The sequence below is a fragment of the Citrobacter sp. 21OH12SH02A-Citro genome (assembly GCF_027919895.1).
Classification (GTDB): Bacteria; Pseudomonadota; Gammaproteobacteria; order Enterobacterales; family Enterobacteriaceae; genus Citrobacter; species Citrobacter braakii.
In genome coordinates this window covers 4,054,442-4,067,778 of record NZ_CP114801.1, presented here as the reverse complement: position 1 = coordinate 4,067,778, position 13,337 = coordinate 4,054,442, and the positions used below count along the sequence as shown (strand labels likewise).

The 13,337-nt window shown below is 53.4% G+C and carries 8 protein-coding genes; 1 reads left to right on the top strand and 7 read right to left on the bottom strand.

The features are described from left to right. Position 1 precedes the first annotated feature (1 nt). From rsmA to lptD, 4 genes are read right to left on the bottom strand one after another with little or no spacing between them, the layout of a single operon-like run. Complete coding sequence (gene rsmA / locus O6D90_RS19645) at positions 2–823, bottom strand: 16S rRNA (adenine(1518)-N(6)/adenine(1519)-N(6))-dimethyltransferase RsmA (RefSeq protein ID WP_003018865.1); 822 nt, start codon at positions 821–823, stop codon at positions 2–4. After that, positions 816–1,808: a 4-hydroxythreonine-4-phosphate dehydrogenase PdxA gene (gene pdxA, locus O6D90_RS19640; RefSeq protein ID WP_016151664.1), complete on the bottom strand. Its 993-nt coding sequence runs from the start codon at positions 1,806–1,808 to the stop codon at positions 816–818. Before pdxA ends, rsmA begins: the two co-directional genes overlap by 8 nt. Beyond that, the gene (gene surA, locus O6D90_RS19635; RefSeq protein ID WP_016155672.1) at positions 1,808–3,094 is read right to left on the bottom strand and encodes a peptidylprolyl isomerase SurA; all 1,287 of its coding nucleotides are present in this window, start codon (positions 3,092–3,094) and stop codon (positions 1,808–1,810) included. Before surA ends, pdxA begins: the two co-directional genes overlap by 1 nt. Positions 3,095–3,147: 53 nt before the next feature. Next, entirely contained in the window at positions 3,148–5,508 is a 2,361-nt protein-coding gene (gene lptD / locus O6D90_RS19630) for an LPS assembly protein LptD (protein ID WP_218731445.1), read from the bottom strand. Positions 5,509–5,851: 343 nt separating this feature from the next. On the opposite strand from lptD, the gene djlA reads away from it, so the two are divergent. Further along, complete coding sequence (djlA, locus tag O6D90_RS19625; RefSeq protein WP_005124510.1) at positions 5,852–6,667, top strand: co-chaperone DjlA; 816 nt, start codon at positions 5,852–5,854, stop codon at positions 6,665–6,667. 95 nt (positions 6,668–6,762) lie between these two features. Here djlA and rluA read toward each other — a convergent pair whose 3' ends face one another. From rluA to polB, 3 genes are all read right to left on the bottom strand, one after another. Then, complete coding sequence (rluA, locus tag O6D90_RS19620) at positions 6,763–7,422, bottom strand: bifunctional tRNA pseudouridine(32) synthase/23S rRNA pseudouridine(746) synthase RluA (protein ID WP_016151668.1); 660 nt, start codon at positions 7,420–7,422, stop codon at positions 6,763–6,765. Positions 7,423–7,433: 11 nt separating this feature from the next. Further along, a complete protein-coding gene (gene rapA / locus O6D90_RS19615; protein WP_016155674.1) occupies positions 7,434–10,340 on the bottom strand; it encodes an RNA polymerase-associated protein RapA in 2,907 nt (968 codons plus the stop codon). Between the two features lie 177 nt (positions 10,341–10,517). After that, positions 10,518–12,869, bottom strand: a complete 2,352-nt coding sequence (gene polB, locus O6D90_RS19610) for a DNA polymerase II (RefSeq protein WP_016155675.1) — start codon at positions 12,867–12,869, stop codon at positions 10,518–10,520. Positions 12,870–13,337: the final 468 nt, after the last annotated feature.

The following is a 13,337-nucleotide window of genomic DNA, read 5'->3' as shown; positions in this document are numbered from 1 at the left end:
TTTAACTCTCCTTCGATGGCGCGTTTTCTGACAGATAGTTAGCCATCCGGCAGTATTGCGCGACAGAGATATTTTCCGCTCGCATCGCCGGATCAACGCCCAGCTCTGTCAGTACTTCAACGCTAAACAGGTTGCCGAGACTATTACGTACCGTTTTGCGACGCTGATTAAACGCTTCAGTGGTAATACGGCTCAGCACACGAACATCTTTAACGGGGTACGGCATTGTCGCGTGAGGGACCAGACGCACCACGGCGGAATCGACTTTAGGCGCAGGCGTAAATGCGGATGGCGGCACTTCAAGTACCGGGATCACATTGCAGTAATACTGCGCCATGACGCTTAATCGACCATACGCTTTACTGTTTGGCCCTGCAACCAGACGGTTGACCACCTCTTTTTGCAACATGAAATGCATGTCGGCGATGGCATCAGTATAGGAAAAAAGATGGAACATGAGCGGCGTGGAGATGTTATACGGCAGGTTGCCGAATACGCGCAGCGGCTGACCCATCGTTTGTGCGAGTTCGCCGAAGTTCATGGTCATGGCATCTTGCTGATAAATCGTCAGCTTCGGCCCTAAAAACGGGTGTGTTTGCAGGCGGGCGGCGAGATCGCGGTCCAGCTCAATGACCGTGAGCTTGTCCAGGCGTTCGCCTACAGGTTCGGTCAACGCTGCCAGGCCCGGGCCGATTTCGACCATAGCCTGACCTTTCTGCGGGTTGATAGCAGAGACAATACTTTCGATCACAAACTGATCGTTGAGGAAGTTTTGCCCGAAACGTTTACGGGCTAAGTGGCCCTGATGGACTCGATTATTCATTGGTATTAACAATCATTTTGATGGCGAGATTAAGCGCCGTAATAAAACTGCCGACATCTGCTTGCCCACGACCCGCAAGTTCAAGCGCGGTGCCGTGATCGACGGATGTGCGAATAAAGGGCAGGCCCAGCGTGATATTCACACCGCGACCAAATCCCTGGTATTTTAGCACGGGGAGACCCTGATCGTGGTACATTGCCAGCACGGCATCCGCGTGGTCGAGATATTTGGGCTGAAACAGCGTATCTGCGGGCAGCGGGCCGTTTAATTTCATCCCCTGCGCACGCAGTTCATCAAGGACCGGAATGAGGGTGTCTATCTCTTCCGTTCCCATATGACCACCTTCACCGGCATGCGGGTTAAGACCGCACACCAGAATATGCGGATCGGCAATGCCAAACTTGGTGCGCAAATCATGATGCAAAATACCGATCACTTCTTTAAGCAGAGCAGGCGTAATGGCGTCGGCAACGGCTCTGAGCGGCAAATGAGTGGTTGCCAGGGCAACGCGCAGCGCTTCAGTCGCCAGCATCATGACGACTTTCTTCGCCTGTGAGCGCTCTTCAAAAAACTCGGTATGTCCGGTAAACGGGACGCCTGCGTCATTGATTACGCCTTTGTGCACCGGACCGGTAATCAGCGCCGCAAACTCACCTTGCAGACAACCATCGCAGGCGCGAGCCAGCGTATCCACCACATATTGTCCGTTCTCTACCGCCAACTGACCCGCGATAACAGGCGCCCGCAGAGCAATCGGCAACAGAGTCAACGTACCTGCTGATTGCGGTCTGGCTGGGGTATCTGGAGAGTATGGGAGGAGTGAAAGCGGTAAACCGAGCATTGCTGCCCGGTCACTGAGGAGTGCGGCATCCGCACAGACAACGAGTTCTACAGGCCACTCACGTTGGGCGAGCTGAACCACCAGGTCCGGGCCAATCCCGGCGGGTTCGCCGGGAGTGATCACAACGCGTTGAATACGAGTCATTAGTTGCTCAGAACTTTAACGTAGGCGCTGGCGCGCTGTTCCTGCATCCAGGTTGCCGCTTCTTCCGAGAATTTACGGTTCATCAGCATACGATAAGCTCTGTCTTTCTGCGCCGCGTCAGTTTTATCAACGTTACGCGTGTCCAGCAGCTCGATCAGATGCCACCCGAAAGAGGAGTGCACCGGGGTACTCATCTGGCCTTTGTGAAGTTTGGTCAGCGCATCGCGGAAAGCGGGATCGAAAATATCCGCTGCAGCCCAGCCCAGATCGCCGCCCTGGTTGGCAGAACCCGGATCCTGAGAAAATTCTTTAGCCGCTGCCGCGAAGGTTGTTTTACCGCTCTTAATATCAGCTGCGATTTGTTCCAGCTTCAGACGCGCCTGTTGATCGGTCATGATCGGCGATGGCTTGAGCAGAATATGGCGGGCATGAACTTCAGTCACGGAGATGCTCTGGCTTTGACCACGCATATCGTTAACTTTCAGGATGTGGAAGCCGACACCAGAACGAATTGGGCCGATGATATCGCCTTTTTTCGCGGTGCTTAGCGCCTGGGCAAAGATGCCCGGCAGCTCCTGAATACGTCCCCAACCCATCTGGCCGCCTTTCAGCGCCTGCTGGTCAGCGGAATAGGTGATAGCCAGTTTGCCGAAATCGCTACCGTTACGCGCTTCATCAACAACAGAGCGCGCCTGACTTTCAGCCGCGTTAACCTGGTCAGAAGTTGGGTTTTCCGGTAATGGGATCAGAATGTGGCTCAGGTTCAGCTCGGTGCTGGCATCGTTTTGGTTGCCGACCTGCTGCGCCAGGGCATCCACTTCCTGAGGCAGGATAGTAACGCGACGGCGAACTTCGTTGTTCCGCACTTCAGAGATGGTCATCTCTTTGCGGATCTGGCTACGATAGGTCGAATAGCTTAAGCCATCCTGTGCCAGACGGCTGCGCATCTGATCCAGCGTCATGTTGTTTTGCTTGGCGATGTTGGCAATTGCCTGATCCAGTTGCTCGTCAGAGATTTTAACACCCATCTTCTGACCCATCTGCAGGAGGATTTGATCCATGATCAAACGTTCCAGGATCTGATGACGCAGCGTGGCGTCGTCCGGTAATTGTTGACCAGCCTGACCCGCATTAAGTTTTACTGACTGCATTAAGCCATCGACGTCGCTTTCCAGAACGACGCCGTTATTGACGACGGCTGCGACTTTATCGACTACCTGCGGGGCAGCGAAACTGGTATTCGCGATCATGGCGATACCGAGAAGCAGCGTTTTCCAGTTCTTCATACTTTTTCCATTTCAATTAACCGCTAAGCGGATTACGTTGTAAATCAATCAGATCATAAAGAGCTTTGATACGGCAAAATGTTAGAACGTAACATTTGGTTGGTGCCGAGACCGTAGTTGGAACTCAGGCCGCGTAGTTCGATATTAAAGCCGATCGTGTTGTCATAAACTGCATGTTTCTGAGTGTCATCCCAGCCGTTCAGCTTACGTTCGTAGCCGAAGCGAATGGCGTAACAGCAGGAGTTGTACTGCAGACCCAGCATGGAATCCGCTTCTTTGTTCACGTTGGTATCAAAGTAGTAAGCCCCGACAATCGACCAGCGGTCGGCGATCGGGAAGCTTGCTACCGCGCCCACCTGTGAAATCCCGTTTTTATACTGCTCTGCTGTAGAGTAGTAAGACGGCAGGGTTGCCTGGATATATTCAGAGCTGGCATAACGGTAGTTCAGCTGCAGCATACGGTTTTCGTCGCGGCGGTATTCGATACTGCTGCTGCTGGTTGCAACGCTGTCCAGACGCGTGTCGTACTGGATCCCACTGCGTAAGCCCCAGCGATCGGAGATGCGCCAGTAGGTGTCGCCAGCCCATACCAGTGAGCCCGTTTTGTCGTCATTCTCCCATTTAATGTTGTCATCGCCAGTGCGAGACTCGGTGAAATAGTAGATTTGACCCACAGAAATATTAAAACGTTCAACGGCCGCGTCATCATAAACGCGAGATGTGACCCCGGTCGTTACCTGGTTGGCAGATGCGATGCGGTCCAGACCGCCATAGGTACGATCGCGGAACAGGCCGCTGTAGTCAGATTGCAGCAGGGACGAGTCATAGTTATAGATATGACTTTGGTCGCGATACGGTACATACAGGTACTGAGCACGGGGCTCCAGCGTTTGGGTATAGCCCGGCGCTAACATGTTCATGTCGCGCTCGAAGATCATCTTGCCGTCAACTTTAAACTGCGGCATGACGCGGTTGGCGGAATCATCGAGCTTGTTAACGTTACTCGGGTTGTTGTTGTACCAATCCAGGTTAGTTTGCTGATAGTGCGTTGCCAGCAGTTTCGCTTCGGTATTGATACTTCCCCAGTTATTCGACAATGGCAGGTTGATGGTCGGTTCGAGGTGAACACGCGTCGCTTCTGGCATGTTGTCGTTGGAATTAACGAAATGGACCGCCTGCCCATAAATCCGGGTGTCAAACGGGCCCACGTCATTCTGGTAGTAGTTGACGTCTAACTGCGGCTGAGCGGAATAGCTACTGTTGTTCTGATCGTCAAAGACCTGGAACTGCTTGGTCGAAACTGTCGCATCAAAGTTTTGTACCGCATAGCCGACGCTGAATTTTTGCGTGGCGTAGCCGTCAGTACTGGAACCGTATTTATTATCAAAATCGTTAAAGTAGCTGGAATCGCTGACCTTGGTGTAGTCGACGTTAAAACGCCACACCTGATCCATTACACCGGCGTGCTGCCAGTAGAACAGCCAGCGGCGGGAATTGTCATCCTTCGGGTGTTCATCCTCGTACACTTTATCGGAATTCAGATAGTCGAACTCCATCAGACCTGCGCCCGCCTGGGTGAGGTAGCGGAATTCGTTCTCCCACATGATACCGCCACGACGATGTATATAATGCGGCGTGATGGTGGCGTCCATATTGGGCGCAATGTTCCAATAATACGGGAGATAGAACTCAAAATAGTTATTGGTAGAGTATTTTGCGTTCGGGATCAGGAAACCAGAGCGACGCTTATCGCCGACGGGTAACTGTAAATAAGGACTGTAAAAGACCGGAACCGGACCCAGTTTAAAACGGGCGTTCCAGATCTCTGCGACCTGTTCTTCACGGTCGTGAATGACTTCGCTACCGACGACGCTCCAGGTATTGGAACCTGGCAGACAGGAGGTGAAGCTACCGTTTTCCAGAATGGTATAGCGGTTTTCCCCACGCTGCTTCATCAGATCGGCTTTTCCGCGCCCCTGACGACCTACCATCTGATAATCACCTTCCCAGATGTTGGTATCTTTGGTATTCAGATTAGACCAGCCCTTCGGCCCCTTCAGAATAACCTGATTGTCATCATAATGGACATTGCCCAGCGCATCGACGGTACGAACTGGCTCCGGCTGGCCTTCTGCCTGCTTCTGATGAAGCTGCACTTCGTCGGCCTGCAGGCGGCTGTTACCCTGTGCGATGTCCACATTGCCGGTAAACACCGCGTCATCCGGGTAATTCCCTTTCGCGTTGTCAGCAGTGATGGTGACGGGTAATTCATTAGTCTCGCCCTGTACCAGAGGACGGTCAAAGCTTGGCACGCCCAGCATACACTGTGAGGCGAGATCGGCTGCCAGACCCTGATGGCTATAGAGGGCGCTGGCAATCATGGTGGCCAGAAGAGTGGGAATACGTTTTTTCATACGTTGTATTTATTGTTCCATCATCAGTAGCGTCGCGCGTGACAAACGGTCACAGCCTAACTTATCTCATCTTCACTTCGCTAGTATTAATCCTGCCCATTTTATCCCGCCACCTTTCAAGCTGCATCTTCGTTCCAGACGAATTGGTCACTGCGTTGCCGCCTTGTTGCAACTCGAAATCCAACGGGTATAGCGTTTGTGGTGTTAGGCACGGCATAGAATGACAGGTATGATAATGCAAATTATAGGCGATGTCCCACAATTGACCGCAGCCGTAAATCGGTAAAAGCACCTTATATTGTGGGACATATCCTGGCTGAGAGCAGAAAGATTTGGGGAGTCTATGCAGTATTGGGGAAAGATAATTGGTGTCGCCGTGGCCTTAATGATGGGCGGCGGCTTCTGGGGTGTGGTTCTGGGCCTGTTAGTTGGCCACATGTTCGACAAAGCCCGCATGCGCAAAATGGCGTGGTTTGCCAACCAGCGTGAACGCCAGGCGCTGTTTTTTGCCACCACTTTTGAGGTGATGGGGCATCTGACCAAATCCAAAGGTCGCGTCACGGAAGCCGATATCCATATCGCCAGTCAATTGATGGATCGAATGAATTTGCACGGCGACTCGCGTACCGCCGCGCAACATGCCTTCCGGGTGGGAAAATCGGACAATTACCCATTACGTGAAAAAATGCGTCAGTTTCGCAGCGTCTGTTTTGGTCGCTTCGATCTGATCCGCATGTTTCTGGAGATTCAGATCCAGGCAGCTTTTGCCGATGGGTCGTTGCATCCGAACGAGCGTGAAGTGCTGTATGTGATTGCTGAAGAGTTGGGGATCTCACGTACCCAATTTGATCAGTTTCTGCGCATGATGCAGGGCGGCGCCCAGTTTGGCGGCGGATATCAGCAGCAGTCCGGCGGCGGTGGCTGGCAGCAGGCGCAACGCGGTCCGACGCTGGAAGACGCCTGCAATGTGCTGGGTGTGAAAGCGACCGATGATGCGACCACCATTAAGCGCGCATACCGTAAGCTGATGAGCGAGCACCATCCGGACAAACTGGTGGCGAAAGGCCTGCCGCCAGAAATGATGGAAATGGCGAAGCAAAAAGCACAGGAAATTCAAAAAGCTTACGAGCTAATTAAAGAACAGAAAGGTTTTAAATAATCGTTATGCCGGATGGCAGCTAGCGCCTTATCCGGCCTACGTTAATAAATGTAGGCCGGGTAAGCGAAGCCCACCGGCCTAAATGGGGCCAGCGTTTAAAAATCTGCTGGAACTTTAAACGTCATACTGTTGCCGTATTCGGGATGCGTGATAGTTAACATCTCTGCGTGCAGCAGCAGGCGCGGCGCTAACGCCAGGGCCTGTGGCGGGGCGTAGAAGCGGTCGCCCAGAATCGGATGCCCTAATGCCAGCATATGCACACGCAACTGGTGGGAGCGTCCGGTAATGGGTTTGAGCACGACCCGGGCGGTGTTATCTTCCGCGAACTCCACCACTTCATACTCGGTCTGCGCCGATTTTCCGGTCTCATAACACACTTTCTGCTTTGGCCGATTCGGCCAGTCGCAAATCAGCGGTAAATCAACCAGCCCCTCGGCCGGAGCGGGATGTCCCCAGACGCGTGCGACATACTGTTTCTTCGGCTCGCGTTCGCGAAACTGGCGCTTTAGCTCGCGCTCTGCCGCTTTAGTTAGCGCCACTACAATCACGCCGCTGGTTGCCATATCCAGACGATGTACGGATTCAGCTTGCGGGTAATCGCGCTGAATACGCGTCATCACGCTGTCTTTGTGTTCATCCAGACGACCCGGCACGGACAACAAGCCGCTCGGCTTGTTGACCACCATAATGTGCTCATCCTGATACAGGATAACCAGCCAGGGTTCCTGCGGCGGATTATAGTTTTCCATCCCCATGTCAGGCTCCGTTACTGATGCGTCACGACGATCAGGCGCAGGGCATCCAGACGCCATCCCGCCTGATCCAGGCTTTCCATCACCAGCTGACGATTGCTTTCAATGGCGCTGAGTTCGTCATCACGGATGTTCGGGTTAACGGCACGCAGCGCTTCCAGACGGGAGAGTTCAGCCGTCAGCTTCTCGTCCGCTTCTTTGCGCGCCGCGTCGATCAGCGCGCGGGCCGATTTTTCTACCTGCGCTTCACCGAGTTGCAGAATGGCATGCACATCCTGCTGTACGGCGTTGACCAGTTTACTGCCGGTGTGGCGGTTAACGGCGCTGAGCTGACGGTTAAATGTTTCGAATTCAACCTGCGCGGCAAGGTTGTTGCCGTTTTTGTCCAGCAGCATGCGTACCGGCGTTGGCGGCAGGAAGCGGTTTAACTGCAGCTGTTTTGGCGCTTGCGCTTCAACGACGTAGACCAGTTCAACCAGCAGAGTACCGACTGGTAATGCTTTGTTTTTCAGCAAAGAAATGGTGCTGCTTCCGGTGTCGCCGGAGAGGATCAGATCCAGACCATTACGGATCAGCGGATGCTCCCAGGTAATAAACTGCGCGTCTTCACGCGACAGGGCAACATCACGCTCAAACGTAATGGTACAGCCATCTTCCGGCAGCCCAGGGAAATCCGGCACCAGCATATGATCGGACGGTGTCAGCACGATCAAATTGTCGCCACGGTCATCCTGATTAATACCAACGATATCAAACAGGTTCATGGCGAAGGCGATCAGGCTGGTATCGTCGTCCTGTTCTTCAATACTCTCAGCCAGCGCCAGCGCTTTTTCGCCGCCGTTAGAGTGGATCTCCAGCAGGCGATCGCGACCTTGCTCCAGCTGCGCTTTCAGCGCGTCATGTTGTTCGCGACAGGTTTTGATCAGATCGTCAAAGCCATCGGTGTTTTCTGGCTCAGCCAGGTAGCCGATTAGATTGTTATATACCGTGTCATAGATGGTACGTCCGGTCGGGCAAGTGTGTTCGAACGCATCCAGACCTTCGTGGTACCAACGCACCAGCACGGATTGCGCGGTTTTTTCCAGGTATGGAACGTGGATCTGGATATCATGCACCTGACCAATACGGTCCAGACGGCCAATACGCTGTTCCAGCAGGTCCGGATTGAAAGGCAGATCAAACATCACCAGATGGCTGGCGAACTGGAAGTTACGCCCTTCGGAGCCGATTTCAGAGCACAGCATCACCTGGGCGCCGCTATCTTCTTCGCTAAACCAGGCCGCAGCGCGGTCACGTTCAATGATCGACATCCCTTCATGGAACACGGCGGCGCGGATACCTTCGCGCTCGCGCAGAACCTGCTCCAGTTGAAGCGCAGTGGTGGCTTTCGCACAGATGACCAGAACTTTTTGCGAGCGGTGGCTGGTCAGGTAGCCCATCAGCCATTCCACGCGCGGGTCAAAGTTCCACCAGGTGCCGGTGTCGCCTTCGAATTCCTGATAAATCTGCTCCGGGTAGAGCATGTCGCGCGCGCGGTCTTCCGCACTCTTACGCGCGCCCATAATGCCGGAGACTTTAATGGCCGTCTGGTATTGGGTTGGCAACGGCAATTTGATGGTATGCAGCTCGCGTTTAGGGAAGCCTTTCACACCGTTACGGGTATTTCGGAACAGCACGCGGCTGGTGCCGTGGCGGTCCATCAGCATCGAAACCAGCTCCTGACGCGCGCTCTGGGCGTCTTCGCTGTCGCTGTTTGCCGCCTGCAATAACGGCTCAATGTCCTGTTCGCCAATCATGTCACCTAACATGTTCAGCTCATTGTTACTCAGCTTGTTGCCAGCCAGTAACATGGCGACGGCGTCGGCGACCGGACGGTAATTTTTCTGTTCTTCAACAAACTGGGCGAAATCGTGGAAGCGGCTTGGATCCAGTAGGCGCAGGCGCGCAAAGTGGCTTTCCAGGCCCAGCTGTTCCGGCGTTGCGGTCAGCAGCAGGATGCCTGGTACGCGCTCTGCCAGCTGTTCAACGGCCATATATTCACGGCTGGGCGCGTCTTCGCTCCACACCAGGTGATGGGCTTCATCGACAATCAGCAGATCCCACTCGGCATCACACAGGTGCTCCAGACGCTGTTTACTGCGACGGGCAAAGTCCAGCGAACTGATAACCAACTGTTCGGTTTCAAACGGGTTGTAGGCATCGTGCTGCGCTTCTGCATAACGCTCATCATCAAACAGCGCAAAGCGCAGGTTGAAACGACGCAGCATTTCGACCAGCCACTGGTGCTGTAACGTCTCCGGGACGATGATCAGCACGCGCTCCGCGGCGCCTGACAGCAGCTGTTGATGCAGGATCATCCCAGCTTCAATGGTTTTACCTAAACCCACTTCGTCTGCCAGCAGCACGCGAGGGGCATGACGACGGCCGACATCATGGGCAATGTTGAGCTGGTGGGGGATCAAGCTGGTACGTTGGCCACGCAAGCCACTCCACGGCATACGGTACTGCTCGCTCTGAAATTTACGTGCGCGATAGCGCAGCGCAAAGCGGTCCATACGGTCAATCTGGCCGGCAAACAGGCGATCCTGGGGTTTACTGAAAACCAGTTTGCTGTCGAGCAGCACTTCACGCAGCGTTACACCGGTTTCTTCGGTATCAAGGCGGGTTCCGATATAGGCAAGCAGGCCGTTTTCTTCTTTTACTTCATCGACATGCAGTTGCCAGCCTTCATGGCTCGTAATCGTGTCACCAGGATTGAACATCACGCGGGTCACGGGGGAATCACTGCGCGCATACAGACGGTTTTCACCCGTCGATGAGAAAAGTAAAGTGACGGTTCGCGCATCCATGGCGACAACAGTACCAAGTCCCAATTCGCTTTCTGTATCGCTGATCCAGCGTTGACCAAGTGTAAAAGGCATATATGTTCGGCTCTATATCTTTAATTGCAGGCAATACTCGTCATTTTCCGGGCTAGTCCCCGTTATTGAGAGCATACGACCCCGCTACCAGGCTAATAAATCAGTGGTAGGGGTGTTAAATGGGTCCAGGAATGGAAAGGGCGCTATGGTACTGGATGGCGGCGGTTTCGTCACGCGTCAAAATAACCCCAGTTGTCCTGTGAGTAGTGTAGCAAAATTATCATCAATAAAGGGAAGAATTCCCTCGGCAACCGGCTGGATCTGGCGGGTCAGATAATGCTCGTAATCAAGTGCAGATAGCTGATAATCAACAGGTTCAGGTCCATTTATCGTCCAGACATATTTAATCGTGCCACGATTCTGATACTGCTGCGGACGCCCCAGTTTGACGTTCTGCTCATCGGCGAGCCGCGCGGCGCGAACGTGCGGCGGAACATTCCGCTGGTATTCGCTCAACGGGCGGCGCAGGCGTTTGCGGTACACCAGGTGTTCATCCAGTTCACCCGCCATTAGACGGTCGATAGTCTCGCGAACAAACTCTTGATAAGGCTCGTTACGAAAAATTCGCAGGTACAGCTCCTGCTGAAACTGCTGGGCCAGCGGCGTCCAGTCGGTGCGTACCGTTTCCAGACCTTTAAATACCATGCGTTGCTCAGCACCTGACTGAATCATTCCGGCGTAGCGTTTTTTGCTGCCGGTATCTGCACCGCGAATGGTCGGCATCAGAAAGCGACAAAAGTGGGTTTCAAATTCCAGCTCCAGCGCGCTGGTCAGGTTTTGCTGCTTCAGCGATTGCGCCCACCAGTTGTTGACATAGCTCACCAGCTCCCGACCAATCCGGGCCGCATCGTCTTCCGAGTGCGCCTTTTTAAGCCAGACAAAGGTGGAGTCGGTGTCGCCATAGATGACGTCGTAACCCTGAGCCTCAATCAGCGCTTTGGTCTGACGCATGATCGCGTGACCGCGCATGGTGATAGACGAAGCCAGCCTCGGGTCGAAAAAGCGGCAGGCGGTGGTGCCAAGCACGCCGTAAAACGCGTTCATGATGATTTTCAGCGCCTGTGAGAGCGGCTTATTGCCGCGGCGTTTGGCTTCATCACGCCCATGCCAGATCTGGGTAACGATTTCCGGCAGACAGTGCTTTTCGCGTGAGAACCAGGCGTCAAGGAACCCCTCGGTACTGTGTTCCCGATCCGGCTGTGCCCTCCCTTCGATAAGTCCCACTGGATCGATCAAAAAAGTACGAATAATTGACGGGTACAGGCTTTTGTAATCCAGCACCAGCACGGAGTCGTACAAACCCGGGCGCGAGTCCATCACGTAGCCACCGGGGCTGGCGTGCGCGGGAACTTCCCCCAGATTCGGTGCCACATAGCCCGCCCGGTGCATTCGCGGTAGGTAGAGATGGCCGAAGGCGGCAACGGAACCGCCGTGCCGGTCGACCGGCAGGCCGTTTACCGTCGATCGTTCCAGCAAAAATGGCATGATCTCGGTTTTATGAAAAATACGCGTGACCAGCTCACAGTCTTTGAGATTGTAGGTGGCGAGCGCGGGTTTATCCTGGGCAAACCGGCGATCTATTTCGTCCATCCTGTCCCAGGGATTATCTATCGACTTCCCTTCGCCCAGCAGCTCCTGTGACACCGTTTCCAGTGAAAAGGATGAGAAATTCCAGAATGCGGATTTAAGCGCCTCAATGCCGTCGATAATCAGGCGACCTTTAGCCTGCGCGAAGAATACGCCGTTTTTGAAGCCATGTTCGCGCCACTCCAGCTCGCTATTGTCACGGCCAAAACGCAGGGGAATGCGGTAACGTTCAGCATGCTTTTGCAGGACGCGTAAATCGAATTGCACGACGTTCCAGCCGATTACCACATCAGGATCGTGACGGGCAATCCAGTCGTTGAGCTTTTCCAGTAACTGCGGGCGGCTTGCGACATATTCAAGTTCAAAATCCAGCGCTGAGGCATCGCCGTTTGCCGGGCCGAGCATGTAGACAATACGCTGCCCACAGCCTTCAAGGCCGATACAGTAGAGTTCGCCGTGGCGCGTGGTTTCGATATCCAGCGAGACCCATTTCAGCGGCGGTCGATAGTCAGGGTTCGGCTTCAACCGGGCATTAACCAGCGTACCGTTATGTCTGTCGCCTTCAACCCACACAGGTGAGGTGATAAAACGCTCCATCAGATACCGTTCCGGCGGACGCACGTCGGCCTCGTAGACGGTAATTGCGTTTTCACGCAGCAGCTTTTCCAGCCGCATGAGCTGGCGATGTGAGCGGCAATACAGGCCGGAAACGGGCTGGCGGTGGAAGTCTTGCAATTGCAGCGGCGTCAGACTATAGCCGTTTTCATTGCGTAATAATGACGCTACGCGAGGAACCTGACTGACAGGAATAAACGCGACAGACTCCTGAGGCGCGAGCGTGACCTGTAGCGGCCCGTCGTCCGTAGCCAGCCAGAATGTGACCTCAGTTCCCTGCGGGGTGTCCCGCCAGTGCCGGGTTAAAATAAAGCCTGCCTGCGCCACGCTGCGTACCCATTAAAAAACCAGGCATTATTATAGCCTGGTTTACACGATTGTACTGTTATTTTGTACAGTTAAAAATGAGAGCTGCGGGCAGTTATTGTGACAATAAAAGTAAAATGCCCTCCGCAGTAAAAGTGTTACAGGATAGGGTTTGGTATTTAATAAATGAATGCCTTAATTGAAAACTCTTCCTTGAATTATTTTATTGGCCTGTCATGGCTATTTGTATTTATTATTGTTTTGTAATTATGTTTGTTTCATTAATTGGAAGTCCGTTTCAGGATTTTTATATCATTTTCGGAATCGTGCTCGTACGGTTTTGTTACTCATCCCTCGGTTCAGGAAAAATGGTTCTTTTTTTTATTTGTTTTTATTCATGGTTAGTGTAACTATTTTAATCAAACACTCGGGTTACCAGGTTGAATATAATATATTTTTATGGCTTGCTATTGTCTGGATAAAAACGGA

Coding starts and splice junctions, on each gene's coding strand:
- pdxA (WP_016151664.1), bottom strand. CDS start 1,808: ATGACTCGTATTCAACGCGTTGTGATCACTCCCGGCGAACCCGCCGGG.
- rsmA (WP_003018865.1), bottom strand. CDS start 823: ATGAATAATCGAGTCCATCAGGGCCACTTAGCCCGTAAACGTTTCGGG.
- rluA (WP_016151668.1), bottom strand. CDS start 7,422: ATGGGGATGGAAAACTATAATCCGCCGCAGGAACCCTGGCTGGTTATC.
- djlA (WP_005124510.1), top strand. CDS start 5,852: ATGCAGTATTGGGGAAAGATAATTGGTGTCGCCGTGGCCTTAATGATG.
- rapA (WP_016155674.1), bottom strand. CDS start 10,340: ATGCCTTTTACACTTGGTCAACGCTGGATCAGCGATACAGAAAGCGAA.
- lptD (WP_218731445.1), bottom strand. CDS start 5,508: ATGAAAAAACGTATTCCCACTCTTCTGGCCACCATGATTGCCAGCGCC.
- surA (WP_016155672.1), bottom strand. CDS start 3,094: ATGAAGAACTGGAAAACGCTGCTTCTCGGTATCGCCATGATCGCGAAT.